The following is a 24,096-nucleotide window of genomic DNA, read 5'->3' as shown; positions in this document are numbered from 1 at the left end:
TCATGAGCCGTGCTCATCAAACCGGCCGGCGCCCCTGCCGGGCCCGGGCCGCCCGCGGCCGGACGGCGGACGGATGAGCGGAGCACATGAGTGCTTGCGCCTCGCGGCCGTTGATCCCGGCGCCGGAAAGCGCGAGGAGGGAGCAGGCCCCCCGGCACGCCGCCGGGGCAGGGGCGGGTGGTCCGCCCCGACACGCAGTTCGACAGCCAGGACAGGACCATGACAAGCATAACCCTCACCGTCGGCGGCGAGACCGCCCGCGCCACGCTCGCCGACAGTGCCGCGGCCCGGGACTTCGCCGCGCTGCTGCCGCTCGAGCTCACGCTGAGCGACTACCACGGCATCGAGAAGGTGGCCGACCTGCCGCGGCGGCTCGATACCTCCGGCGCGCCGCGCAGCCACAGGCCGGTGACCGGCGAGATCACCTACTACGCGCCCTGGGGCAATCTCGCGATCTTTCGCAAGCCCTTCTCCGACTCCGCCGGCCTCGTGCTGCTCGGCGCGCTCGAGGGGCCGGCGGCGGCGCTGCTCGCCGAGGGGCGTTTCCCGGTGCGCATCGAGATCGCCGGCTGAGCGGCACTCCCCTGTGCCTCGCCGGTGCCTCGAGAGTGGCGGAATGCGCGCGGCTCACTATGATGTTCCCCGTGAAGACACGCGGAGAGCCGCTGCGCTCTTCCCGCGCGGGGCACCGCAGACACTCCGGGTGCCGCGCCCCGGGCCGGGCCCGGGTGCCCCGGAAACCGGGCCCGCCCGGACCCGCGGGAGGCCGAGGCTGCCGCGTGCCGGATCCGAAACGATAAAGGCCCGCCACGACCGGGCACAGGGGATAGGAATGCAGATCCAGCACGAACCGAGCTTTCGCCAGTCCGTCGACATCATGTTCAACCGCGCGGCCGCGCTCCTCCACCTGCCCGACGGGCTGGAGGAGAAGATCCGGGTGTGCAACTCCACCTACACGGTGCGCTTCGGCGTGCGGCTGCGCGGGCAGATCCACACCTTCACCGGCTACCGCGCCGTGCATTCCGAGCACATGGAGCCGGTGAAGGGCGGCATCCGCTACGCGCTCTCGGTCAACCAGGACGAGGTTGAGGCGCTCGCCGCGCTGATGACCTACAAGTGCGCGCTGGTCGAGGCGCCCTACGGCGGCTCGAAGGGCGGCCTGTGCATCGACCCGCGCGCCTGGGAGGAGGACGAGCTCGAGCGCATCACCCGCCGCTTCGCCTACGAGCTGGTGAAGCGCGACCTCATCAACCCCTCGCAGAACGTGCCCGCGCCCGACATGGGCACCGGCGAGCGCGAGATGGCCTGGATCGCCGACCAGTACCGCCGCATGGCCACCACCGACATCAACGCCCGCGCCTGCGTGACCGGCAAGCCGCTCAACGCCGGCGGCATCGCCGGGCGCACCGAGGCCACCGGGCGCGGGGTGCAATACGCGCTGCGCGAGATGTTCCGCCACCCCGAGGACGTGGCCGAGGCGCATCTGAGCGGCAAGCTCGGCGGCAAGCGGGTGATCGTGCAGGGCCTGGGCAACGTGGGCTACCACGCGGCCAAGTTCCTCTCCGAGGAGGACGGCTGCCTGATCACCGGCATCATCGAGCGCGACGGCGCCATCCTCGACCCCTCCGGCCTGCCGGTGGAGCGGGTGCGCGCGCATATCAACGAGACGGGCGGCGTGCGCGGCTTCCCCGGCGCCACCTACGTGGCCGACGGCTCCTCCGCGCTCTGCGAGGATTGCGACATCCTGATCCCCGCGGCGATGGAGGGGGTGATCAACCTCTCCAACGCCCATTCCATCAAGGCGCCGCTCATCGTGGAGGCGGCGAACGGCCCCACCACGGCGGGTGCCGACGAGGTTCTGCGCTCCAAGGGCACGATCATCCTGCCGGACATGTACGCGAACGCCGGCGGCGTGACCGTCTCCTACTTCGAATGGGTGAAGAACCTCTCGCACATCCGCTTCGGGCGCATGCAGCGGCGGCAGGAGGAGGCGCGCCACCAGCTTCTCGTCGACGAGCTGGAGCGCATCGGCGGACAGATGAAGTTTCCCGGCGGGCTGTCTGACGCCTTCAAGCAGTCCTACCTGCACGGGGCGGGGGAGCTGGAGCTGGTGCGCTCGGGGCTCGACGACACGATGCGCGAGGCCTACCAGTCGATGCGCGCGGTCTGGCGCAACCGCGCCGACGTGACCGACCTGCGCCTCGCGGCCTACGTGGTGTCGATCGACCGGGTGGCGCAGAGCTACCGCGCGCTGGGGCTCTGAAAGAGGGCGGTGCGGCGCACGGAAAGCGCGCCGCGCCGCCTCAGTTCCCCGCCCCGGGCTCTGCCACCCCGGGGTAGACCGAACCGTGCCAGTCGTAACCCTGCAGCGCGTCGGCGCGGCCGCGGCGGAAGAGGGCCCGCATGTAGTCGCGGTCGAAGGGCTCGGTCTCGTGGCCGTCGAAATCCTCGGGCACGTAGGCGAGGTGGAAGGCGAAGCCGTCCTGCCGCGCACGGCTCTCGATGGCGAAGAGGTCGCCCGTGGTCTGCGACTTGATCAGCGTGCTCACCGAGCGCTGGGCGATGTCGAGCACGCGGGTGCGCAGCGGCGCGTAGTCCGGCCGCAGGCTGGCGTTGCGGATCAGCCAGAGCGCGCGGCCCTCGGGCGGGATGCCCAGCCGCTCCATGATCGGGCGGGCGTCGAAGCCCGGCGGGGTGACGAAGATCGAGCGGGTCACGCCGCCGTCCACGTGCAGCTCGCTGCCTTCCACGCCGTCCTGCGTCACGTCGAAGAGCACCGGCGGGAAGGCGGCGGGAATGGCGGCGGAGGCCAGCATCACCTCGCGGATCAGCTCCGGCGCGTCGTCGCGCCCGGAGGCGGCGATGGCGCCGATGTCCCAGATCACCGGGCGCTGGGCGTCGAGGTTGGTGGTGCCGATCAGCAGGATGCGCCCGCGCCGGTATTGCGCGGCGATGCGGGCGACGAACTCCGGCGTGATCTCGCGCTCGAGCAGCGCGCGCAGCGGCGCGGAATCGCCCAGCGAGGGCGCGCCGAACAGCGCGCCCAGCGGCGCGAGGTCGACGATCTGGTCGAGCGAGATGCTGGTGTAGAGCGCGCCGATCTCGTCGTCCTCCTGCCCGCCGAGGAAGGCGAAGGGGGCAATGAGCGCGCCGGTGGAGATGCCGGTGACCACGTCGAACTCCGGCCGGTCGCCGCGCGCGCTCCAGCCGGCGAGCAGCCCCGCGCCATAGGCGCCGTCCGAGCCGCCGCCGGAAAGGGCGAGGATGTCGAAGCGCCCGGGATTGGGCCGCGCGGCCAGCCTGCGGGCGATGAACGTGTCGATCATCTCCGGCGTGCGGGGCGGCACCTGGTCGCCGAAATAGCGGATCTGCCCGTAGCCCGGCAGGCTGGCGATGCCCTCGGGCGCAGGGGCGGGGATGGCCGGCGGCATGCGCGGCAGGCCCGAGCAGGCGGTGAGCGCGAGAGCCGCGCCGAGCAGCCCCGCGCGCAGGCTCACGAGGGCTCCCCGGGGGTGTCGCCCTCTGCCCCGGCGCGGCGGGCGGCGAGGCGCATCGAGATCGCCTGGGCCATCGCCTTCGCCTCCGGCGCGGAGACCGAGCCGCCCACGCCGAGCCGGCGGCCGAAGCGCCACCAGAGCCCGGGGGCGAAGCCGCGCGGCATCGGGTGGCGCAGCCGCAGCACGAAGCCGTTTGCCGGGCGGAAGGCGAGGAAGCCGTTCTCCACTGCCTCGATCTCGTCGAGCGCGGTGAGCAGGCGCCCGTCGGAGGTGACGAGCGCATCCTCCGTGAGCAGCACCGCGGTGCCGGTCGCGCGCCAGACCAGCAGCGCGAGGGCGAGCGCGCCGAGGCCGGCGAGGCCCAGCACGAGGGTTTTCCAGGCGCCTTCCTGCTCCGCCGCGATCACCGCCATGAACACCCCGAGCCCCGCCAGCACCGCGGTGGCGATGAAGCGCCGGGGCGCCGCGCAGCCGAGCCGGGCGATGGGGTGGGGCGCGTTCACCCGCGCCTCGATCGGGCTGCTCATCGGGCCCTTGCCGGGGGCGCTCATCGTGCGATGCCCAGCCAGGCCGGCAGCTCGGCGATGCTGGCGAGCACCACGTCGGCATGCGGGGCGAGGTCTTCGGCGCTCGCCACGCCGGTGAGCACGGCGATGGCGCCGGTGCCGGCGGCGCGGGCTGCCACGAGGTCGTGCAGGCTGTCGCCCACCATCGCCACCTCCTGCGGCGCGAGGCCGGTGGCGGCGAGGAAGCCCTGCACCATGCCGGGCCCGGGCTTGGCGCCGTAGCCGCTGTCGTAGCCGGCGATGTAGTCGAACCCGGCGGCGGCGGCGCCGAGATGGCTGCGCGCCGCGGTCTCGCCGTCGTTGGTGGCGACCCCGGTGCGCAGCCCGGCGCGGCGCAGGCGGGCGGTGAAGGCGGCGAGATCGGTGACCGGCGCCATCGCGACACCGGTGGCGCTGCGGTTGAGCAGCCGCTCGAGCCGGGGCAGGTCCCAGCCCGGCAGGTGCGGCAGCAGGGCGGCGGCGACATCGGCGGAGGTGCCGGCGATCACGGTGGACTCCGGGGTGAAGCGGCCGTTCGCCGCGTCGAAGCCGCCGGCGGCGCACAGGGCGCCGGCGCGGGCCGCATCGCCCTCCGCCAGCTCCGCCACCACCCGGGCGAAGACCGGCGCCCAGGAGGACTGGAAGTCGAACAGCGTGCCGTCCTTGTCGAACAGCAGCCCCTTGATCCGCTCTTGCATCGCGGCAATCCTCCGGCAGGCAGCGCGGCGCCGGGGCCGCGGGAGAACACAGGTGAGGCGAGGCCCATGCCCAGAGACCGCGCGCCGCGCGCAAGCTATGCATTTTTCCGCGAGATGACCACCCGCTGGCGCGACAATGATGTCTACGGCCACATGAACAACGTCGTCTACTACGAGTTCTTCGACGCGCTGGCGAACCTCTGGCTGATCGAGGCGGCGAAGCTGCCGGTGCCGGGGGGCGAGGTGATCGGGCTGGTGGTGGAGACGGGCTGCATCTATCACGCCTCGCTGGGCTGGCCGCGGGGCGTGGAGGCGGGTCTCGGAGTGGAGCGGGTGGGCACGAGCTCGCTCACCTTCCGCATCGGCCTCTTCGCCCCGGGCGAGGCGCTGGCCGCCGCCGAGGGCCGCTTCACCCACGTCTACGTGGATGCGAGCACCCGCCGCCCCGTGCCGCTGCCCGAAAGCCTGCGCGCCGCGGCGCAGGCGCTGGCGGCCGAGACGCGGACGGGCTGAGAGCGTCGGCCGGGAGGCTCGCGGGCCGGGAACGGGCGTTCAGGACGCTGGTTGCCGAGAGGCCGGCGGACAGGGCGCCGGTGGCCCAAACGCCAAGGACCGAAACGCTGGTTGCCGAAACGCCGGTGGGCGGGGTGCAGCTGACCGAAGCGCCGGCGGGCCGGGAGCGGACCGCCCTTCCCGGCGCCCGCCCGCGCGCCGCCGCGGCCCGGGCGCGCTCAGGCCCCGAGCAGTCCGGCAATCTCTTCCCAGCTCAGCACGGCATGGTCGGCGCGCGGCACCGGGGGGAGGATGGCGCGCAGCATCTCCGAGCCGCTGAAATGGATGCGCCGCACACCGGCCGCGTGGCGCGCGGCGCTGTCGATCTGCAGCGGGCTGTCGTCGACAAAGGCCACCGGCGCCGAGACCCGGCCCGCGAGCGCGGCGAGCGCCGGTCCCTTCGGCCCGGAATTGGCCAGCAGCGGGTAGCCCATGCCGAGGGCGGCGAGGTTTGCCACCCGGTCGGCGCGCACCCGGGCCGGCACGTTGGTGAGCACCACCACCTGGGTGTGGCGCGAGAGGGCGGCGAGCGTGTCCGCCGCCCCCTCCACCGCGAGCTGGTTCCGGGTCTCGGCATCGATGAACCCGTCGAGCAGCTCGCGCAGGCGCAAGGCGCCGGGGGGCTCGCCGGTCTCGATGTGGCGGATGGCGCCGTCGAGCTTGTACTCGGTGAGCCGCAGCGCCCAGCCCTGCGCCTCCAGCCAGCGGGTGAGATGCTCGGCGAAATGCACCATCACCTCGTCGGCATCGACCACCAGGAGCGGGCGGTTCTCGTCGAGCGCGAGCGCGCGGATCTCGGCGTGCAGGGCGGCGTCCAGGGTCATGCGCGCTCAGGTCCAGGCCGGCAGGTCGCCGCCCGGCAGCGCCTGGCGGGCGCGCATCGGCGCCTCGGGCGGCAGGCCGGCGGCGGCGCAGAAATCGCACACCTGCCAGTCCTCGGTGAGCAGGAAGTCGAGCACGAAGCCGAGGAACACCGGGTCCTCCAGCCGCCCGGCGAGCTCGGAGGGGTCGGTGCCCGACCAGCCGAGGAAGGCGCCGGCGCGCTCGGGGTCCTCGAGCAGCCAGGAAAACGCGGCTAGTGCGATTTCCTCCGGCGTCGACTGCATCTGGTGACGCATGATGTGAACTCCGCTATACTCGTTTGTGTTGGATCAAATATTCGAACGAGATCGATTCTGTCAGCCCGTGACGGGAAGCGCAAATTTCGCGCGATGACCGGGTGGGAACCAGTACGGGGGCCCGGCCTGTCCGCCATGCGGCAAGAATGTCATTCTGGGCGGTCCTTCCGGGCCGCGGTGCCATGCCGATTTTCCGGGGCGCGGTCTGCCGGACCGCGGGGAGAGAGGCCGGCCGCTTTCGGGGAGCGGAAATGTCGGGAAGAATTCTTGTGATCGATGACGTGGAGACCAACCGCGTCATTCTCAGGACCAGGCTTGCTTCGGCCTACTACTCTGTACTGCTTGCGGAAAACGGACTTCAGGGGCTCGAGATCGCCGCGCGGGAGGAGCCAGATGTCATCCTCCTCGACGTGCTGATGCCCGAGCTCGACGGCTTCGAGGTGTGTCGCCGGCTGAAGGCGGATGCCCGGCTCGCCCATATCCCGGTGGTGATGATCACGGCGCTCAACTCGCCCGAGGAGCGGCTGCGCGGGCTCGAGGTGGGCGCGGATGACTTCCTCTCCCGCCCGCTGCGCGACGTGGCGCTGCTCGCCCGGGTGCGCAACCTGCTGCGCTCCAAGCTGATGTTCGACGAGCTTCGCCTGCGCGACCGCACCAGCCGCGGTCTCGGGCTGGGCACCACCCTGGCGGAGGGCGACGCCCTGCTGGCCGGCGGCGCGGGCAGCGTGATCTTCGTGTCCGACCCGCCGGAGGAGGCGCGCGACTGGGCCGACAAGATGGCCCGCCGGCTGGGCGTGCGCACCCGCTGCTGCGCTGACGGGGCGCAGGTGATGGCGCTCGTCGGCTCCGAGCCGCCCGACGCGATCGTGATCTCGCAGAACCTGGGGCGCGGGGCGGCCTGCGGCGCGGGTGGAAGCCCGGACGGGATCCCGGACGGGCGTCAGCTCCTCGCCGCGCTGCGCTCGCACCCCGAGACGCGGCAGGCCGCGATCCTCTTCGCGGTGAACGGCGATGATGCCGAGTTCGCGGCCCAGGTTCTCGACCTCGGCGCGAACGACTATTTCCATGTGCCGCCCGATCCGGCCGAGCTGGCTGCCCGGCTGCGGGCCCAGCTGCGTCGCAAGCTGGTCTCCGACGGGCTGCGCTCGAGCCTGCGCGACGGGCTGCGGCTGTCGATGGTCGACCCGCTCACCGGCCTGTTCAACCGCCGCTACGCGCTCCATCACCTCGACAGCATCCTCACCCGTGCGCGTGAGACCGGGCGCGGGTTCGCCACGATGATGCTCGACCTCGACAGCTTCAAGGCGGTGAACGACCGCTACGGCCATGCCGCCGGCGACGCGGTGCTGCGCCAGTTCGCCGAGCGCCTGCGCCAGACGGTGCGCGGCGAGGACCTGGTGGCGCGGCTGGGGGGCGAGGAGTTCTTCGTGGCCATGCCCGATGTCGACGCGCGCATCGCCGCCCAGGTGGCCGAGCGCATGCGCGTGGCGGTCGAGTCGACCCCCTTCCTCGTCGAGGGTCTGCCCGAGGGCCTGCCGGTGACGGTGAGCATCGGGGTTTGCGTGGGCAGCAGCCCCGCGCCCGCGGGCGTCGAGGAGCTGATGCGCCGCGCGGATGCGGCGCTCTACGCCTCGAAGCACGGCGGGCGCAACATGGTCACCGTGGTGGCCGACGCCGCCTGAGCCGCAGGCAGGCAGCCCGCGCCGCCGCCGGGTGCTGCGCCTGCGCGGGCCCGGCCGGTGCTCCCTTGAAATCGCGGCCTCCGCGCTCGCAGGCCCCCGCGCCGACCGGAAGCCGTCGCCCGGAAACCATCGGTCCCCGCACCACCTGTACGCGCCGGAGGTCGACCCTCGGGCCGCCGGGCCGGGATGCGGTCGCGGCACGTCGGGCCGCGCGCAAGCGGGGCGCTCGGAGCGGCCGGTGAGCAGCCCCGTGGGGCTTTCGCCCCGCTCGCGCGACCGCAGGGAACCGCGCCGGGCCGACTTCGCGGGATCGCGGCGCCACCTGCGGGCGGTTGCCGCTGTCGCGATGCCGCCGCGCCGCAGGCGCGGCCCGGCCCAAACCGCAGGAGACGCGCCCGCGAGGGCGGGTCGACGCAGGGCGGGAGGCCCCCGGCCCGGAGGGATGCCCGGAGACGGAGAGGGCGCCCTCCCGTGCCGGGGCCACCTGTCGGTGTCCCCGCCTTTGGGCCCGGCCGGGTGCTGTGCACCCGGTGGATCGCTGCGCCGGCGGGAGGCAGGGAACCCGGGTGGGGCAGCCCCCCGTGCAGGCGCCCGCCTGCGCGCGGGGTGGTCCGCGGCCCTCAGCGCCGGGCGAGCAGCTTCGCGTAGACGTCGAGCGTCGCCGCCTGCATCGCGGCGATGGAATACTGCGCGCGGACCCGGGCGAGGCCCGCGGCCCCCATCGCGGCGCGGGCGTCCGGGCCGAGGGCCAGGGCCTCGCGCAGCGCCTGTGCCAGCGCGCCCGCGTCCCCCGGCCGCACGAGCCAGCCGGACACCCCGGGCGCCACCGTCTCGCGCGCGCCGCCGTGGTCGGCGGCGATGACCGGGCGGCTCATCGCCTGGGCCTCGACCACCGCGCGGCCGAAGGCCTCCGGCTCCAGGGAGGGGCAGACGACGACCGCCGAGAGGGCGAGCGCCGCGGGCATGTCGGTCACCGAGCCGACCAGGCTCACGTCGCCCGAGAGGCCGGCCGCCCGCGCGCGCTCCTCGATCTCGCGGCCGAAGGCGCCGTAGGGGTCGCCGCCGGCGAGCACGATGCGGAAGGGCAGGGGGCCGTCCTGCGCCATCAGCGCCGCCGCCTCCACCAGCAGGCCCTGGCCCTTCCAGCGGGTGAGGCGGCCGGGCAGCAGCACGATGGGGCGGGGATCCTCGGTCAGCTCCCAGTCCTGCGCGATCGCGGCCGTGCGCTCGGGGGTCACCAGCCTCTCGTCGAACACCGAGAGGTCGGCCCCGCGCGGGATCACCACGATGTCCTCGCGCGCCAGCCCGTGTTTCTCCATCACCCGTGCCGCGATGAATTCGGAGACCGCGATCACCGGCCGCCCCTTCGCCATCACCGAGTTGTAGAGCCGCTTGCCGGGAAAGCCCTCGGAGTAGCTGCCGTGGTAGGTGGTCACGAAGGGCCGGTGCTCGGCGCGGGCGGCGAACCAGCCGGCCCAGGCCGGGGCCCGGCTGCGGGCGTGCACGATGTCGACCTTCTCGGCCAGGATGATCTCGCGGATGGCGCGGATGAAGTCCGGCAGCTTGAACGGGTTCTTCGCGTCGAACCCCGGCCGGCGGATCAGTTCGCCCCCCGCCCGGCGCAGCGCCGGCTCCAGCCGCCCGCCCGCCGAGGCCAGCAGCGCCCGGCCACCCGCCGCGGTGATGGCGGCCGATATCTCCACCGCACCGCGCTCGACACCGCCCTCGTTCAGCGCCGGCACCAGTTGCAGCACGGTGAAAGCCGGTGCATGGTCGGCCCCGCCGCGCGCGCCCGGCGCGGGCTGCGCCGAAGAGGCCCGTACTTTCGAGGCCCGTTCTGTCGAGGCCCGCTCTGTTGAGGATTGCTCCATGACCGCTCCCCAGTTTCATTCCACGACCCATGGCCGCCGCATTGCCTATAACAGAACCATGCCGGAGGGGGATGGGGCAAATCTCCCGGGGATCGTGTTTCTGGGCGGGTTCCGCTCCGACATGGAGGGCACCAAGGCGATCTGGCTCGAGGCGCAGGCGAGGGCGGAGGGCCGGGCCTTCCTGCGCTTCGACTATTCCGGCCACGGGCAGAGCTCTGAGGATTTCCTCGACGGTTGCATCGGAGACTGGGCGGCGGATGCGGCGGAGGTGATTGCGGCGCAGAGCGAGGGGCCGCAGATCCTCGTCGGCTCCTCGATGGGGGGGTGGATCTCGCTCCTGCTGGCGCGGGAGCGGCCGGAGCTGGTGGCCGGGCTGGTGGGTATCGCCGCGGCGCCGGATTTCACCGAGGACAGCATGTGGGAAGGCTTCTCCGACAAGCAGCGCGCCGAGATGGAGGCGACCGGCCGCGTGGCCCTGCCGTCGGACTATTCCGAGGAGCCCTACATCATCACCGCCCGGCTGATCGAGGACGGTCGGCGCAACCTCGTGCTGCGCAGCCCGCTGAAGCTGCCCTTCCCGGTGCGCCTGCTGCACGGCACGGAAGACACCGACGTGGCGCTTTCCGTGCCCATGCGCCTGATCAGTCATGCCGAGGCGGCCGACATGCGCCTCACCGTGATGAAGGGGGCCGACCACCGCTTCTCCGCCGCCACGGACCTGCACCTGATTTGGGGCGCCGTGTCGGAGGTGACCGAGAGCCTCGGCTGAGGCTCAGACCCCGAGGATGAGGGCGGCGAGCACCAGAGCCGCCCCGAGGAAGCCGGTGGAGATCGAGCCGAGGTTCACCGCCACGAGCCGGCGCATCTCCACCTTCGCCTCCTCGGGCGAAAGATCGCTGCGCTGCAGGGCGCGGGCGCGGACCACGCACCAGCCGAGGCCGCCGATGCCGGCGAGGGCCATCAGGATGCCGATGATGAGCAGGGCGGTCATGGTCGGGCCTCCTCCGGGGGCTGCGGCGTGGGTGGCTGCCCGCATAGAGACGCGGGCGGGGCCTGGCAAGCCCTTGCGGGCGGGCGGCGGTCTTTGTAGGGTCCGCGCTTCCCCTTTCCATGCAGGACGACACGGATGGACGAGATCATCGAAGAGCACGAGGGTGCCCCCTCCCAGTACCGCGTCACGGCGGGCGAGTTGCGCCAGTTCATCGAGCGCTTCGAGCGGCTCGATGCCGAGAAGAAGGACATCGCCGACCAGCAGAAGGAGGTGATGGCCGAGGCAAAGGCCCGCGGTTACGACACCAAGGTGCTGCGCAAGATCATCTCGCTGCGCAAGAAGGACCCGCAGGAGATCTCCGAGGAGGAGGCCGTGCTCGAGCTCTACAAGGAAGCGCTGGGCATGTGACGCCCGGCCCCGGCCCGGCGGAACGCCCGCCTCGCCGAGGGGTCTTGCGCCCCCGCAGCTCGCCGGGCGTGGCGAAGGCCCCGGAGGGCCTCCGCCCCTTGCGGCACCCGGGGGGCACAGCTCACCCTCTGCCGTACGGCGGTGTTGCGCTGCACCTGCAGCTTTTCCCTTCCGCCCGGGCGACCAGCCCGGGCCGCGCCCGACCCTCCCCCCCCGGGAGGGCGCGATGGCGATGTCGGTCGGGGTTCAGCCGTCGTCCGGGGCTTTCGGGATAAACCGCTGACCACACGCGTGGCGCGCGCCCGCCCAGGGTCGGGCGCGGCCCTCCGCGCGCGGCGGAGGCGTTGCAAACATGCCCCTTGGGCGGCGGCGGTAGGTTCTTCAAATGCGCCGTCAGAATGGGTCTTGCACGGGCGTTCGAGCATAGGCATGCGCGCTTCCGGCTTCCGGCTTCCGGCTTCCGGCTTCCGGCTTCCGGCTTCCGGCTTCCGGCTTCCGGCTTCCGGCTTCCGGCTTCCGGCTTCCGGCTTCCGGCTTCCGGCTCCCGGCTCCCGGCTCCCGGCTGCGGCGGACGGGCCCGCGGCGGCATGCTCTGCCAGCGGGATGAGGTGCGGCGGTGCTGGCGGGGGGGAAACAAGGCCGGGAGGCTGTCTGCCCTCGCCCGGCTCTTTCCGCCGCCAGGGCGCAGGGCGATCGCCGGGCCCTTCCTGGCCATCCCGCCTCTCTTCATGCTGCCCCCGGGGCACCACCCGCACGGCTCCGCCGCCTGGCGCGGCCTCCGCGCTGTCTCAGGGCCGGCGCGGGCCTCACCGCTGCCACAGGACCTCCTGCCGCGCGACAGCGCGGCCGGGCCCAAACCGCAGGAGACGCGCCCGAAGGGCGGGTCGACGGAGGGCGGGAGGGCTCCGGCCCGGCGCAAGAGAGGCCGACCGCGGTGCGACCTCCTGCCGGGGCCGCGGCTCCGTGGCGGCGGCCGATGGGGAGCATACCTTCGCTTGCCCGCGCTGCGGGGCGGGGCGGGGCGGGGGCGAGGCGCACCGGAGCAGGCGGCCTGCTCCGGCGCTCGTCGCTCAGGCGCGCGCGGCGTGGAACCGGCTGCGCAGCGCTTCGCCCAGCACCATCGAATCCGAGCCCATGATCACGAAGGGGATGCCGGAGGCGATGCGGGCGCGGGCCTCCTCGGGGGTGCCGGCGAAGATGCCGGCGGCCACCGGCGAGGCGGCGATCTCGGCCGCAAGGCTGGCGATCGCGGCGTCGAGCGCGCCCTGGCCGGGGCGGCCGGAGGCGGCAAGCGTCACCGCGAGGTCGCCCGGGCCGATGAAGGCGAGGTCGATGCCGGGCAGGGCGAGGATCTCGGCCGCGTTCTCCACCGCCTCCGCCGTCTCGAACTGCACCGCGAGCACGGTCTCGTCATTGGCCCGAGCGATGTAGTCCGGGATGCCGGGGCCGTAAAGTGCCGCCCGGCCGGGCCCGGCGCCGCGCTTGCCGAGGGCGGGGTAGCGGGCGGCCTCGATCACCGCGCGTGCCTCGGCCACGGTGGAGACCCGGGGTGCCAGGATGCCGGCCGCGCCCGCGTCGAGCGCCGCGGCGATCGCCTCTGGCGCATGGCCGGGCACGCGCACAAGGGCGGGCACGCCATGCACCTGCGCCGCGCGCAGCATGTTCTCCAGCCGCTCGCCGGCGATGGGGCTGTGCTCGCCGTCGATGCACAGGAAATCCGGGCCCGATGCGGCGAGGATCTCCACCGTCATCGGGCTGGGAATGGCGGCGAAGGCGCCGATCAGCGGCGTGCCGGCGGCAAGCGCCGGGCGCAGGGAGACACGGCTCATGCGAAGGCCTTCGTGGGGTTGAGGATGTTGTTGGGGTCGAGCGCCGCCTTCACCTGGCGCATCAGCGCGATCTCCTCGGGGGTGCGGCTGTAGCCGAGATAGGCGCGCTTGATCAGCCCCAGCCCGTGCTCGGCCGAGATGGTGCCGGCAAGATCACGCGTCATGCCGTAGACGAAGCCCTTGATCTCCTTGTCCGGCTGCTGCTGGCCGGCGGAGGGCACGTTCACCACGAGATGGAGGTTGCTGTCGCCGATATGGCCGTAGGACAGGGTGATCGCGTCGGGGAATTTCGCCTTCAGGCCGGATTCGAGCGCCGCGACCGCCTCGGCCATCCGCTCGAGCGGGATGCCGATGTCGAAGGCGTTGATCGGGCCCATCAGGTTGGGATACTCGGCCACGCTCTCGCGCACCGCCCAGAGCGCGCGCTCGTCCTTGCCGGAGGCGGCGAGCACGGCATCGGTCACGTCGCCCTCCTCCATCGCCGCGCCGAGGCAGGTCTCGAGCATCTCGCGCGCCGCGGTTTCGGTGAAGGCGGAGGCTTCGACGATCACGTAGATGCCGTGCTCCTCGGCGAGGATGCGGCGCTGGTGGGTGCCGTCGGACATGAAGTGGTAGAAGCTCGGCCACATCACCTCGAAGGAGGTGAGCGCGGGCCCCAGCGCCTTGCGCGCGGCCTGCAGCAGGCGCAGGCCGGCGGGCAGGTCGGGGCAGCCGCAGAAGGCGGTGGCGGTGAAGGGCGGGCGCGGCTGCAGGCGCAGCACCGCGCGCGTCACCACGCCCAGCAGGCCCTCGGAGCCGATGAAGAGCTGCTTGGTGTCGAGCCCGGCGTTGTTCTTGATCATCCGGTTCATCGCGTTCACCACCGTGCCGTCGGCCAGCACCACCTCGAGCCCGAGGATGTGCTCGCGCGCCATGCCGTAGCGGATCACCTGGTTGCCGCCGGCATTGGTGGCGATGGTGCCGCCCACGGTGCAGGAGCCGCGGGCGCCCAGGTCATAGCCCAGCATCAGCCCGGCCTCGGAGGCGGCGGCCTGTGCTGCCTCCAGCACCACGCCGGCCTCTACCGTGAGGGTGGCCATTTCGGGGTCCACGCCCTCGATGCGGTTCATCCGGTCGAGCGAGAGCGAGACGGCGGCGGCATCCGGGTGCGCGCCACCCGAGATGCCGGTGAGCCCGCCCTGCGGTGTCACCGGCGTGCCGGTGGCGTTGCAGATCGCGAGGGCTTTCGACACCTCTTCCGTGCTGCGCGGGCGCAGCAGGGCGAGCGGCTGCACCGGCGGCAGGCCCGACCAGTCGTGCCGGTAGCGGGCGGGGATGGCATCGCCCGTGCTCACCACGTCGGGGCCGAGGGCTTCGAGAAGCTGGGAAAGAACGTCGGACATTGAAGGTACCTCGGAGGGGGTCAGGCGGGCGCGATGGTGAAGGTGCAATGCGCTGCACCGCAGGCGGCACAGCCGGTCTCTTCTACCCGGACAGGGCCGCCGAGCACCATGGGGCCGATGGCCCCCAGCATGCCGCGGATCGGGGCGCAGACCGGGGCGGGGGCGGGGCCGTGGCCGGCGGGGAAGGGGGCGTTCGCCACGGTGAGGGTGAGGCCATCGGCGCCGCGCGCGAAGGACCACACGCCCCAGCCGAGCTCGGGCGCCGTGGCGGCGATGACGCCGAGCAGCGCGTCGGCCTCCGCCGCGCCCATGTCGCGGTAGGCGGCGGCGGACTTGCCGCCGGCCTTCGTGATCGAGCGGGCCATGGCCTCGAGCACCGCCGGGCGGCTTTCCTCGGGAAGCTCGTGGAGGATGCCCATCAGCGCGTCGGGGCGGATCATCATGTAGCGGATCCCGCTGTCGAGGTATTCGCCCCGCGCGGCGTCGAAGCTGAGCCGGTCGCGAAAGCTCATTGCCGCAGCCCCGCCTCGCGCAGGAGCGGCAGCACCTCCGCGAGGAAATACGGCAGCTCGTCGAGGAAGTTCACGAAGCTCACCGTGGTGCCGGCGAAACCGGCGTCGGCCATGCGCACCATCTCGGCGGCGATATGCTCCGGCGTGCCCACCAGCGGGTAGGTGCCCGCGCCGCCCGCGAAGCGCTTCTGGTGGCGCGCGAAGGTCTCGGGGTCGTGCGAGGCGGCGTGCTTCATCTTCTGGCTGGTGTGGTAGTCGAGCGCGCCCTGGTCGGCCTCGGTGACCGCGTAGCGCTCGTAATAGGCCTCGGCCTCGTCCTGGCTGGGGCGGCAGACGACATGGGTGGTGGTGTAGGTGCCCACCGAACGCCCCGCTTCCGCTGCGCGGGCGGAGATGTCGGAGATGGTCTCCCGTCCGCCCTCGATGTCCACGAAGGTGGTGAAGAGATAATCCGCATGCGCCGCGGCAAAGGCCCGGCCCGGCGGCGAGAAGGCGGCGTTCAGCACCACGGGGCGCGGCGACTGCAGGGATTTCGGCGCCGTGACGGCGCCCTTCACCGAGTAGAACTTTCCTTCGAAGTCAAAGGGCTCCGGCGCGGTGTAGAGACGCTCGATGAGCGAGATCCACTCCGCCGCCTGCTCGTAGGGCGCGTCGGTGCGCTCCAGCCCGAACATGGCGAACTCGTCGGGGTTCCAGCCCGCCACGATGTTGAGGCCCGCGCGCCCGCCCGAGGCATGGTCGACGGTCGCCAGCGCCTTCGCGGCGAAGATCGGGTGGACCATCGGCACATGCACGGTGGAGAACAGCGCGATGTTGCGCGTCACCCCCGCCAGCGCCGCGGCGAAGGTGAAGGTCTCGAAGGAATGTTGGCGCGAGTTGGTCTCGCCCTCGAAGCCCTTCCAGCGCGCGATGGGCAGGAAGAACTCGATGCCCGCCGCATCGGCCATCTGCACCACCTGCACGATCTCCGGCCAGCGGGCGGGCCAGCGCTCGGGCACCTTCGTGAGGGTGAGCCCGCCATCGGCATTGGCCGAGAAGATGCCGAGCTTGAAGCGGTTCGCGCCATGCATGGGATGGGTCATGACGGGGGTCCTCACATGATCGCCGGCAGCCAGGTGGCGAGCGGCGGAAAGACGATGAGCAGGGCGATGAGCAGGAAGACGCAGAGCATGTAGGGCAGGGCGGCCTTGGCCACCTCGGCAAGGCTGGTGCCCGGTGGCGCCACGCCCTGCATCACGAACAGCAGCAGGCCGAAGGGCGGCGTGGTGAAGGACACCTCGAGCATCAGCAGCATGATCAGCCCCCACCACACCATGTCGAAATGCAGGCTGGCGGCGAGCGGCACGAACACCGGCAGGGTGATGAGCATCATCGACACCTGGTCCATGAACATGCCGAGCACGAAGAGGATCAGCAGCATCACGAGGAGCATCTGGGTGGGGCCCATCTCCATCCCCGTCGCCCACCGCACCAGCCCCGAGCTCGCACCCGAGAAGGCGAGCAACTGCGCGAAGGTGGAGGAGGCGGTGATGAGCAGGAAGGTCATGCCGGTCACCCGCGCGGCCTCGATCACCGCCTTTTCGATCGCCTTCCAGTTCAGCGCGCGGAAGGCAAGGGCGAGGAAGCCCACCGCGAAGACGCCGAGCGCGCCGCTCTCCGTGGGGGTGGCGATGCCGGTGAGGATGGAGCCCACCACCGCGGCGATGATGATCGCCATCGGCATCACGTCACGCGCGAACACCCAGAGCCGGCGCGACAGCGGCATGGCCTCGACCTCGTAGAAGGGCGCCGCCTCGGGGTCGAGCTTGGTCTGGGCATAGATGAGCCCGGCGTAGAACACCGCGAGCACCAGGCCGGGGATCAGCCCCGCCACCAGCAGCGCCCCGATGTCGATGCGCGCGAGCGAGCCGAGCAGCACCGCGAGCGTGGAGGGCGGGATGATCACCGCGAGCCCGCCGGAGCCGAGGATCGGCCCCAGCGCCATGTGCTTCTTGTAACCGCGGTCGATCATCTCCGGCACCATGAGCGAGCCGAGCATGCCGGTGTTGGCGAGGCTGGAGCCCGAGAGCGCGGCAAACACCGTGCCCGAGGTGACGGTGAGATAGGAGAGCCGGCCCGGCAGGCGGCCGATCAGCAGGTCGATCGCGTCGAGCACCCGGCGCGCGAGGCCGGAGTAGAAGAACAGCGAGCCCATCACCAGGAAGAGCGGCACCGGCGCGAGCGAGTAGGTGGAGACGGCGGTGGTGGCGTTGGACAGCATCTGGTCGATGCCGCGCGAGCCGCCCATGAAGATGTAGACGCCGATCACGTTCACCGCGAAGAAGGCGAGCGCCACCGGCAGGCCGATGCCCATGGCAAACAGCAGGCCGCCGACGAGAATGGCGATGGAGACGGTCCAGTCGAGCATCACAGGCCTCCCTTTTCACCGGCCGCACCGGCGAAGAAACTGTCGCCCCTGAGCGGGAAGGCGAGGAACTGCAGCCCGCCCAGCAGGAAGCCCGCGGGCATTGAGGCGAAGAGCATCCACATCGGCATGTCGAAGGAGCGCACCTCGTAGGAGCCCTTCACGATCGTGTCGGCCAGCGACAGGCCGGAGCGCCAGGCGAGGTAGAAGCAGATCAGCGCCGAGACGATGTGCAGCGCCAGCTCCCAGGCCGTCCGCACGCCGGCGGGCAGGTAGCTCAGCACCAGCTCCACGCAGACATGGCCGCGCGTGCGCACCAGCCAGGGCAGGGCGAGGAAGGTGATGTGCAGCATGCCGTATTCCACCGTGTTCACCGCCCAGTTCGGCGGGGTGAGCCCGAGGTTCCGCGCGCCCACGTCGTAGGTGACGATGAACACGAGGGCGGCGGTGATGAGGATGGCGAGCAGGAAGAGCAGGCGGGAGATCAGGTCTACGGCGGTGATCAGCATGGACATTTGGGCGCCCCGGCGCGGGAGGTGGGCAGGGCCCGGCGGCGCACCGCCGGGCTGGAGAGGTGGGGCCGAAGGGCCGGGATCACTCGAAGGGAGTGAAGAACAGCTCGCGCAGCTTGTCGTAATGCGTGGCGTCGCGCGATTTCAGCCGCTCCCAGGAGGTGGCATAGGCCGCCTTGAGGTAGTTCTGCGCCGCGTCGCCCTCGAGGGTGATCACCTCGATGCCGCTGTCGCGCAGGGCCTTGTCCTCGGCGGCTGTCGCCTCGGCCATCGTTTCGTAGGAGATCTGCTCGTACTCGGCGCCGACCTCGTTGAGGATCGCCTTCGCCTCGTCCGACAGGCCGTTCCAGCTGTCGAGGTTGAGCGAGATCAGCACGTCGGTCTGGAAGAAGCCGGGGTCGATCCGGTATTTCACGAACTTGTGCCAGTTGAAGTCGCGCATGCCCACGATGGTGTAGGCGGTGCCGTCCACGATGCCGCGCTCGAGCGAGGTGTACACCTCCTCCGGCGACTGGGTGACGTTGATGGCGCCGAGGTTTTCCACGAAGGCGCGCTGCAGCGGCGCGGTGCGCACGCGGAACTCGGAGAGGTCCACCGTGCCCTCGGGGGTCATCTCGGGCTTCTTGGTGAGGAACAGGTGGAAGCCGTTGCCGCCGTCCACATGGGCGATGATGTGGGCGTTGGCCTTCTCGTGGTAGATCTCGTTGATGTAGTCGAGCGCGCCGGAGGCGCGGTTTTCCATCGGCGTGTGGTTGGAGCCGGAGAAGGCCTCGCCCTCGGGCACCATGTTGAGGTAGAGGCCGGCGGGCAGGTTGAAGATGTCCGCGACACCGTTCTGCTGCGCCTCGCCCTGCCGCAGCGAGGGGATGGCCTCGGGCCCGCCGATGATCTGGATCTGCACCACGCCCTCGCCGCGTTCGTTGACCATGTCGACGAAGGTCTGGAAGTGCTGGGCGTAGATCACCTGCGACGGGGTGAAGGTGATGGCGCGCAGGGTGACCTCTTCCGCATGGCCGGCGAAGGCCGATGCGGCGAGGGCGGCGGCGGCCAGGCCGGCGCGCAGTTTCGTCATGACTTTCATTGGCTTACCTCTCCTTGTTGGTCGTGCTTGTCAGGGGCGGTCTTCGGGGAAGGCCGCCTCGAAGAACTCGAAGGCGGAATCGACGAATTCCGACATCTCGGCGGCCGCGCGCTCCGCGTCTCCGGCGAGGAAGGCGGCGGCGAGCCGGTGCAGCCCGTCCAGCGCCACGCTGCGGGCGCGCGGGTCGACCAGCGTGGTGCGGCGCACCAGCGAGACCTGGTCGTCGAAGCGCAGCAGGGTCTTGCGCAGCCGCCGGTTGGCGATGCGCGACACCCAGAGGCCGCGGAAGGCGATGTTCGCCTCGGCGAACTCGATCACGCTGCGCGCGGCCTCGGCCCGGGCGAGGGCGTCGCGGAACGCGGCGTGGTCCTCGGCGGTGAGGCTCACGGCCACCTGTGCGGCGGCATGCGGCTCGAGCAGGCGGCGGATCTCGAAGATCTCCTCCACGTCCTCGAGGGTGAGGCGCAACACCGCCACCCCGCCGTCCTGGAACTCCACCAGCCCGTCGGAGGCGAGCCGCGACAGCGCCTCGCGCACCGGGGTGCGGGAGACATCGAGCCTGCGGGCGAGATTGGCCTCCACCAGCCGCTCGCCGGGCTTGAAGGCATGTTCGCGCATCAGCTCGCGCAGGCCGCGGTACACCTGGTCGGCAAGCGGCGGGTTGCGCTGGATGCGGTCACTGTCTGGCATGCGGCGGGATCCCTTGCGATGTCATGCTCGGGACACGGTGCACGGTATACCTTCATGTGTAAAATAATTTTCGCCCCACCGGGCGGAATCTTTCGTCTTGCCTGCTTATTGAGCAACTTCCGCCCGAATTTCCGGCGCTCGCGGCCGGTCGGGCGGGGTTGGGGCGCGCAGAATCACGCGCCGCCCGGGCTGGCAGGCCCGGGCGGCGTGGAATCGGCCGTCTGGCGGGAGAGCAGTCGCGTCAGGCGGCGTCGGCGCGCAGGGTGGTTCCGGGGCCGGGGGAGGCCTCGTCCGGTGCACCCTGGGTGATCAGCCGGGCGCTGCGCTGGTTTCGGGTATGGATCCACAGCCAGTTCACAGCCACGGCCAGCCGGGCGCGCATGCCGATCAGGAAGAAGATGTGCGCAATGCCCCAGATCCACCAGGCGAGCGCGCCGCGCAGGCGGATGCGGCCGAAGTCGATCACCGCCCGGCGCTTGCCGATCTGCGCGAGGCTGCCCTGGTGGCGGTAGGCAAAGCGCGGGGCGGGGCGACCGGCGAGCCGGGCCCGGATGGTGGCCGCCACATGGGCGCCGCCCTGCTTGGCCGCGGGGGCGATGCCGGGCACCGGGCTGCCGTCGGGCCGCGCCACGGAAACCGTGTCGCCGATGGCGAAGATCTCCGGGTGGCCGGGCACGGTGAGGTCGGGCTCCACCCGCAGGCGGCCGGCGCGGTCGGCCGGGGCGCCGAGCCATTCCGCCGCCGGCGAGGCGCGCACGCCCGCGGCCCAGATCATCGTGCGGGCGGGCAGTGTGGTGTCGCCGTAGACCACGTGCTCGCGGGTGCATTCGGTCACCGGCTGGCCGAGCGCCACCTCGACGCCGAGCCGCTCCAGCTCGGCCTGCGCATAGGCCGAGAGGCTCTCATGGTAGCCGCCGAGCAGCCGCGGCCCGGCCTCGATCAGCAGCACCCGGGCCTTGCGCGTGTCGATGGCGCGGAACTCGGGGGCCAGCGTGTCATGCGCGAGCTCGGCGATGGTGCCGGCCATCTCCACCCCCGTGGGCCCGCCGCCCACCACCACGAAGGTGAGCAGGGCGGCCCGGCGGGCGGGGTCGGGCTCGCGCTCGGCCCGCTCGAAGGCGAGCAGGATGCGCCGGCGCAGCAGCGTGGCGTCCTCAATGGTCTTCAGGCCGGGGGCCGCCTCCTCCCACTCGTCATGGCCGAAATAGGCGTGGCGCGCGCCGGTGGCCAGCACCAGCGTATCGTAGGGCAGGCTGTCGCCATCGGCGAGCAGCACCCGGCGGCCTGCGGCATCCACCCCGGTCACGGTGCCGAGCAGCACCCGCACCCCCTCCTGCCCGCGCAGCACGCCGCGGATCGGCCAGGCCACCTCGGAGGTGGCCAGCGAGGCGGTCGCCACCTGGTAGAGCAGCGGCTGGAAGATGTGGTGATTGCGCTGGTCGACGAGGGTGATGTCGACACCGGCGCCCTTCAGGCGCTTGGCCGTCTCCAGCCCGCCGAAGCCGCCGCCGACGATCACCACCCTGTGCCGGGCGTCGGAAGCGGGGCGGTCCTGCGCGGAAACGGTGTGCGGAGCGGGGGTGGTCATCGGGGCTCTCCTCGGACTGGCAAGGCAACAGCGCGGAGGGCGGAGCGGGCTCCGGCCCGGCAGTCGCGGGGCCGGGGGCCCCGGAGGCGCGCCGCGCTGTCCTGCTTATGTCGGTGCGATCCCGCCCGATGACAAGGTGCGCGCCATGCCTTCCATGCATGGCGTGACGGCGCAGGGCCTGCGCAAGTGCCTGATCGGGCCGGGATATCCGGAGGGAACGGCATGCCGTGGCATGCGGAAGGCTGCGCCCGGGCGGGCGGCGCGATGCCCCGGGGCGGGGCATCGCGGGGCGTCAGAAGTCGAGGTTTTCCACGCTCAGCGCATTGTCCTGGATGAACTGGCGCCGGGGCTCCACCACGTCGCCCATGAGCTTGGTGAAGATCTCGTCGGCCTCGTCCATGTGCTCGATGCGCACCTGCAGCAGGGTGCGGGCCTCGGGGTCGAGCGTGGTTTCCCAGAGCTGGTCGGGGTTCATCTCGCCCAGGCCCTTGTAGCGCTGCAGCGAGAGGCCGCGCTCGCCCTCGCTCATCACCGCGTTGAGCAGCTCGGAGGGGGCGTTGAGGCGCAGCTCCTTGTCGCGCCGCACCAGCCGCGCGGTGGTGGAATAGACCTCCTGCAGCGCCGGCGTGAGGTTCGCGAGCCGCCGCGCCTCGGGGGAGCGCAGCACCGGCCCGTCGAGGGTGCGGACCTCCTCCACCCCGCGCACGGTGCGGAAGAAGCGCAGGCCGGCGTCCTGGGTGGGGCGGCCGGTCCAGCCCTTCTCGGCCTCGGCGGCGACGATGTCGAGCCGGGCGGCCACGCTGTCGGCCAGCGCCTGGGCGTCGCCCTCCAGCGCATCGGTGCCGAGCGCGCCGGCAATGGCCGCCTGCTCGAGCACGAAGCGCGGGTAATGGGTGGGGAAGTTGGCCAGCGTGTTGCGGGTTACCCGGGCCTCTTCCACCACGCGGGCAAGGTCGGCGCCGGTGAGGGCGGCGCCGTTGCCAAGGTGCAGCACGGCGTCGGTAAGCCCCTGTTCGATCAGGTAATCTTCCAGCGCCGGCTGGTCCTTCAGGTAGACCTCGGACTTGCCGCGCGCCACCTTGTAGAGCGGCGGCTGGGCGATGTAGAGGTAGCCGCCCTCGATCAGCTCGGGCATCTGGCGGTAGAAGAAGGTGAGCAGCAGCGTGCGGATATGCGCGCCGTCCACGTCGGCATCGGTCATGATGACGATCTTGTGGTAGCGCAGCTTGCCGATGTTGAACTCGTCGCGCCCGATGCCGGTGCCGAGCGCGGTGATCAGCGTGCCGATCTCCTGGCTCGAGAGCATGCGGTCGAAGCGGGCGCGCTCGACGTTGAGGATCTTGCCGCGCAGGGGCAGCACCGCCTGGTTGTGGCGCGAGCGGCCCTGCTTGGCGGAGCCTCCGGCCGAGTCACCCTCCACCAGGAAGAGCTCGGACTTGGAGGGGTCCTTCTCCTGGCAGTCGGCGAGCTTGCCGGGCAGCGAGGCCACGTCCATCGCGGTCTTGCGGCGGGTGAGCTCGCGCGCCTTGCGCGCCGCCTCGCGCGCCAGCGCCGCCTCGACGATCTTGGTCACCACGATGCGCGCGTCGGATGGGTTTTCCTCGAACCACTCGGCGAGCTTCTCGTTCATCAGGCTCTCGACCGCGGGGCGCACCTCGGAGGAGACCAGCTTGTCCTTGGTCTGGGAGGAAAACTTCGGGTCCGGCACCTTCACGGAGAGCACGCAGGAGAGGCCCTCGCGCGCATCATCTCCCGAGAGGGTCACCTTCTCCTTCTTCGCGAGGCCGGAGGAGGCGACGTAATTGTTGATGGTGCGGGTGAGCGCGCCGCGGAAGCCGGCGATATGGGTGCCGCCGTCGCGCTGGGGGATGTTGTTGGTGAAGGGCAGCACGTTCTCGTGGTAGCCGTCGTTCCACCACATGGCCACTTCCACGCCGATGCCGTCCTTCTCGCCGGTCACGTAGATCGGCTCGGAGATCAGCGGGGTCTTGGAGCGGTCGAGGTATTTCACGAACTCGCGCACGCCGCCGTCATAGAGCATCTCGATGGAGAGCGGGTCGGCCGGGCGATCGTCGCACAGGGTGATGCGCACGCCGGAGTTCAGGAAGGCGAGCTCGCGCAGCCGGTGCTCCAGCGTCTTGAAGCTGTAGTCGAGGTTGGAGAACGTGTCGGTGGAGGCGAGGAAGCGCACCTCGGTGCCCTTGCGGCCGTTCGCGTCGCCCACCACGCGCAGGTGCTCCACCGTGTCGCCGCGCTCGAAACGGGCGTAATGCTCCTTGCCGTCGCGCCAGATGCGCAGCTCCAGCCAGTCGGACAGGGCGTTGACCACCGAGACACCGACGCCGTGCAGACCGCCCGAGACCTTGTAGGAATTCTGGTCGAACTTGCCGCCCGCATGCAGCTGGGTCATGATGACCTCGGCCGCCGAGACGCCCTCTTCCTTGTGGATGTCGGTGGGAATGCCGCGGCCATTGTCGGAGACCGACACGGAACCGTCAGCATGCAGGTGTACGGAGACGGTGTCGCACCAGCCCGCGAGGGCCTCGTCGATGCCGTTGTCGACCACCTCGTAGACCATGTGATGCAGGCCCGAGCCGTCATCGGTGTCGCCGATATACATGCCCGGCCGCTTGCGCACGGCTTCGAGGCCCTTCAGGACCTTGATGGAGTCGGCACCATAGGCCGAATTCTGCTCGGTATCCGCCATTTTGTTGTCCTTCTTGGAAGTGGCCGCAA

23 protein-coding genes are annotated in these 24,096 nt (G+C 71.6%); 6 read left to right on the top strand and 17 right to left on the bottom strand.

Features of this window, described 5'->3' with window-relative positions:
* Positions 1-219 precede the first annotated feature (219 nt).
* Both D3P35_RS16780 and D3P35_RS16775 read left to right on the top strand, forming a co-directional pair.
* Complete coding sequence (locus tag D3P35_RS16780) at positions 220-573, top strand: cyclophilin-like fold protein (RefSeq protein WP_118135899.1); 354 nt, start codon at positions 220-222, stop codon at positions 571-573.
* 259 nt (positions 574-832) lie between these two features.
* Positions 833-2,263 carry a Glu/Leu/Phe/Val dehydrogenase gene (locus D3P35_RS16775; RefSeq protein WP_118135898.1) on the top strand — a complete coding sequence of 477 codons (1,431 nt, stop codon included), beginning with the start codon at positions 833-835 and terminating at the stop codon, positions 2,261-2,263.
* A gap of 40 nt (positions 2,264-2,303) precedes the next feature.
* Here the strand turns inward: D3P35_RS16775 and D3P35_RS16770 are convergent, their stop codons facing one another.
* The 3 genes from D3P35_RS16770 to D3P35_RS16765 are packed head-to-tail and all read right to left on the bottom strand — an operon-like array spanning position 2,304 to position 4,740.
* Positions 2,304-3,497, bottom strand: a complete 1,194-nt coding sequence (locus D3P35_RS16770; RefSeq protein WP_157982184.1) for a patatin-like phospholipase family protein — start codon at positions 3,495-3,497, stop codon at positions 2,304-2,306.
* Positions 3,494-4,024, bottom strand: a complete 531-nt coding sequence (locus tag D3P35_RS26225) for a hypothetical protein (protein ID WP_157982183.1) — start codon at positions 4,022-4,024, stop codon at positions 3,494-3,496. Before D3P35_RS26225 ends, D3P35_RS16770 begins: the two co-directional genes overlap by 4 nt.
* Positions 4,025-4,044: 20 nt before the next feature.
* Positions 4,045-4,740 (bottom strand): HAD family hydrolase, encoded by a 696-nt coding sequence (locus D3P35_RS16765; protein WP_118135896.1) that lies wholly within the window; start codon positions 4,738-4,740, stop codon positions 4,045-4,047.
* A gap of 66 nt (positions 4,741-4,806) precedes the next feature.
* On the opposite strand from D3P35_RS16765, the gene D3P35_RS16760 reads away from it, so the two are divergent.
* Entirely contained in the window at positions 4,807-5,253 is a 447-nt protein-coding gene (locus tag D3P35_RS16760; RefSeq protein ID WP_118135895.1) for a thioesterase family protein, read from the top strand.
* 218 nt (positions 5,254-5,471) lie between these two features.
* Here the strand turns inward: D3P35_RS16760 and D3P35_RS16755 are convergent, their stop codons facing one another.
* Complete coding sequence (locus D3P35_RS16755) at positions 5,472-6,116, bottom strand: hypothetical protein (protein ID WP_118135894.1); 645 nt, start codon at positions 6,114-6,116, stop codon at positions 5,472-5,474.
* 6 nt (positions 6,117-6,122) lie between these two features.
* A complete protein-coding gene (locus D3P35_RS16750) occupies positions 6,123-6,410 on the bottom strand; it encodes a DUF3572 domain-containing protein (protein WP_118135893.1) in 288 nt (95 codons plus the stop codon).
* 269 nt (positions 6,411-6,679) lie between these two features.
* On the opposite strand from D3P35_RS16750, the gene D3P35_RS16745 reads away from it, so the two are divergent.
* Positions 6,680-8,092, top strand: a complete 1,413-nt coding sequence (locus tag D3P35_RS16745; protein WP_198670665.1) for a diguanylate cyclase — start codon at positions 6,680-6,682, stop codon at positions 8,090-8,092.
* A 620-nt stretch (positions 8,093-8,712) separates the two neighbouring features.
* Here the strand turns inward: D3P35_RS16745 and D3P35_RS16740 are convergent.
* Complete coding sequence (locus D3P35_RS16740) at positions 8,713-9,963, bottom strand: glycosyltransferase family 4 protein (RefSeq protein WP_118135891.1); 1,251 nt, start codon at positions 9,961-9,963, stop codon at positions 8,713-8,715.
* Here D3P35_RS16740 and D3P35_RS16735 point away from each other — a divergent pair.
* Positions 9,962-10,732 (top strand): alpha/beta fold hydrolase, encoded by a 771-nt coding sequence (locus tag D3P35_RS16735; protein ID WP_118135890.1) that lies wholly within the window; start codon positions 9,962-9,964, stop codon positions 10,730-10,732. The genes D3P35_RS16740 and D3P35_RS16735 overlap by 2 nt on opposite strands.
* 3 nt (positions 10,733-10,735) lie before the next feature.
* Here the strand turns inward: D3P35_RS16735 and D3P35_RS16730 are convergent, their stop codons facing one another.
* Positions 10,736-10,954, bottom strand: coding sequence for a hypothetical protein (locus D3P35_RS16730; RefSeq protein WP_118135889.1), 219 nt, complete (start codon positions 10,952-10,954; stop codon positions 10,736-10,738).
* 135 nt (positions 10,955-11,089) lie between these two features.
* Here D3P35_RS16730 and D3P35_RS16725 point away from each other — a divergent pair, with 135 nt between their 5' ends.
* Entirely contained in the window at positions 11,090-11,362 is a 273-nt protein-coding gene (locus D3P35_RS16725) for a DUF2312 domain-containing protein (RefSeq protein ID WP_118135888.1), read from the top strand.
* A 1,070-nt stretch (positions 11,363-12,432) separates the two neighbouring features.
* On the opposite strand, the gene D3P35_RS16715 is transcribed toward D3P35_RS16725, so the two are convergent.
* The 10 genes from D3P35_RS16715 to gyrB form a co-directional block, all read right to left on the bottom strand.
* On the bottom strand, positions 12,433-13,191 hold the full coding sequence (locus tag D3P35_RS16715; RefSeq protein ID WP_118135887.1) for an HpcH/HpaI aldolase/citrate lyase family protein: 759 nt from the start codon (positions 13,189-13,191) through the stop codon (positions 12,433-12,435).
* Positions 13,188-14,573, bottom strand: a complete 1,386-nt coding sequence (locus D3P35_RS16710) for an FAD-binding oxidoreductase (RefSeq protein ID WP_118135886.1) — start codon at positions 14,571-14,573, stop codon at positions 13,188-13,190. The genes D3P35_RS16715 and D3P35_RS16710 overlap by 4 nt, the downstream gene beginning before the upstream one ends.
* 20 nt (positions 14,574-14,593) lie before the next feature.
* Positions 14,594-15,085, bottom strand: a complete 492-nt coding sequence (locus tag D3P35_RS16705) for a V4R domain-containing protein (RefSeq protein WP_118135885.1) — start codon at positions 15,083-15,085, stop codon at positions 14,594-14,596.
* Entirely contained in the window at positions 15,082-16,167 is a 1,086-nt protein-coding gene (locus D3P35_RS16700; protein ID WP_118135884.1) for an LLM class flavin-dependent oxidoreductase, read from the bottom strand. Before D3P35_RS16700 ends, D3P35_RS16705 begins: the two co-directional genes overlap by 4 nt.
* Positions 16,168-16,178: 11 nt before the next feature.
* Positions 16,179-17,492 carry a TRAP transporter large permease gene (locus D3P35_RS16695; RefSeq protein WP_118135883.1) on the bottom strand — a complete coding sequence of 438 codons (1,314 nt, stop codon included), beginning with the start codon at positions 17,490-17,492 and terminating at the stop codon, positions 16,179-16,181.
* Positions 17,492-18,004, bottom strand: a complete 513-nt coding sequence (locus D3P35_RS16690) for a TRAP transporter small permease (RefSeq protein WP_118135882.1) — start codon at positions 18,002-18,004, stop codon at positions 17,492-17,494. Before D3P35_RS16690 ends, D3P35_RS16695 begins: the two co-directional genes overlap by 1 nt.
* Positions 18,005-18,083: 79 nt before the next feature.
* Positions 18,084-19,082, bottom strand: a complete 999-nt coding sequence (gene dctP / locus D3P35_RS16685) for a TRAP transporter substrate-binding protein DctP (RefSeq protein ID WP_118135881.1) — start codon at positions 19,080-19,082, stop codon at positions 18,084-18,086.
* 30 nt (positions 19,083-19,112) lie between these two features.
* A complete protein-coding gene (locus D3P35_RS16680; RefSeq protein ID WP_118135880.1) occupies positions 19,113-19,772 on the bottom strand; it encodes a GntR family transcriptional regulator in 660 nt (219 codons plus the stop codon).
* A gap of 241 nt (positions 19,773-20,013) precedes the next feature.
* Positions 20,014-21,360 (bottom strand): NAD(P)/FAD-dependent oxidoreductase, encoded by a 1,347-nt coding sequence (locus D3P35_RS16675; protein ID WP_118135879.1) that lies wholly within the window; start codon positions 21,358-21,360, stop codon positions 20,014-20,016.
* Between the two features lie 292 nt (positions 21,361-21,652).
* Entirely contained in the window at positions 21,653-24,067 is a 2,415-nt protein-coding gene (gene gyrB / locus D3P35_RS16670) for a DNA topoisomerase (ATP-hydrolyzing) subunit B (protein WP_118135878.1), read from the bottom strand.
* Between the last annotated feature and the right edge of the window lie 29 nt (positions 24,068-24,096).

This window comes from Oceanicella sp. SM1341 (genome assembly GCF_003448965.1).
Lineage (GTDB): Bacteria > Pseudomonadota > Alphaproteobacteria > Rhodobacterales > Rhodobacteraceae > Paroceanicella.
Note: the sequence above shows the minus strand (reverse complement) of the source record. Positions and strands in the feature narration are given on the sequence as shown.

Coding starts and splice junctions, on each gene's coding strand:
- D3P35_RS16680 (WP_118135880.1), bottom strand. CDS start 19,772: ATGCCAGACAGTGACCGCATCCAGCGCAACCCGCCGCTTGCCGACCAG.
- D3P35_RS16710 (WP_118135886.1), bottom strand. CDS start 14,573: ATGTCCGACGTTCTTTCCCAGCTTCTCGAAGCCCTCGGCCCCGACGTG.
- D3P35_RS16755 (WP_118135894.1), bottom strand. CDS start 6,116: ATGACCCTGGACGCCGCCCTGCACGCCGAGATCCGCGCGCTCGCGCTC.
- D3P35_RS16705 (WP_118135885.1), bottom strand. CDS start 15,085: ATGAGCTTTCGCGACCGGCTCAGCTTCGACGCCGCGCGGGGCGAATAC.
- D3P35_RS26225 (WP_157982183.1), bottom strand. CDS start 4,024: ATGAGCAGCCCGATCGAGGCGCGGGTGAACGCGCCCCACCCCATCGCC.
- D3P35_RS16715 (WP_118135887.1), bottom strand. CDS start 13,191: ATGAGCCGTGTCTCCCTGCGCCCGGCGCTTGCCGCCGGCACGCCGCTG.
- D3P35_RS16730 (WP_118135889.1), bottom strand. CDS start 10,954: ATGACCGCCCTGCTCATCATCGGCATCCTGATGGCCCTCGCCGGCATC.
- D3P35_RS16780 (WP_118135899.1), top strand. CDS start 220: ATGACAAGCATAACCCTCACCGTCGGCGGCGAGACCGCCCGCGCCACG.
- D3P35_RS16765 (WP_118135896.1), bottom strand. CDS start 4,740: ATGCAAGAGCGGATCAAGGGGCTGCTGTTCGACAAGGACGGCACGCTG.
- D3P35_RS16740 (WP_118135891.1), bottom strand. CDS start 9,963: ATGGAGCAATCCTCAACAGAGCGGGCCTCGACAGAACGGGCCTCGAAA.
- D3P35_RS16750 (WP_118135893.1), bottom strand. CDS start 6,410: ATGCGTCACCAGATGCAGTCGACGCCGGAGGAAATCGCACTAGCCGCG.
- D3P35_RS16725 (WP_118135888.1), top strand. CDS start 11,090: ATGGACGAGATCATCGAAGAGCACGAGGGTGCCCCCTCCCAGTACCGC.
- dctP (WP_118135881.1), bottom strand. CDS start 19,082: ATGAAAGTCATGACGAAACTGCGCGCCGGCCTGGCCGCCGCCGCCCTC.
- D3P35_RS16690 (WP_118135882.1), bottom strand. CDS start 18,004: ATGTCCATGCTGATCACCGCCGTAGACCTGATCTCCCGCCTGCTCTTC.
- gyrB (WP_118135878.1), bottom strand. CDS start 24,067: ATGGCGGATACCGAGCAGAATTCGGCCTATGGTGCCGACTCCATCAAG.
- D3P35_RS16760 (WP_118135895.1), top strand. CDS start 4,807: ATGCCCAGAGACCGCGCGCCGCGCGCAAGCTATGCATTTTTCCGCGAG.
- D3P35_RS16675 (WP_118135879.1), bottom strand. CDS start 21,360: ATGACCACCCCCGCTCCGCACACCGTTTCCGCGCAGGACCGCCCCGCT.
- D3P35_RS16695 (WP_118135883.1), bottom strand. CDS start 17,492: ATGCTCGACTGGACCGTCTCCATCGCCATTCTCGTCGGCGGCCTGCTG.
- D3P35_RS16775 (WP_118135898.1), top strand. CDS start 833: ATGCAGATCCAGCACGAACCGAGCTTTCGCCAGTCCGTCGACATCATG.
- D3P35_RS16700 (WP_118135884.1), bottom strand. CDS start 16,167: ATGACCCATCCCATGCATGGCGCGAACCGCTTCAAGCTCGGCATCTTC.
- D3P35_RS16735 (WP_118135890.1), top strand. CDS start 9,962: ATGACCGCTCCCCAGTTTCATTCCACGACCCATGGCCGCCGCATTGCC.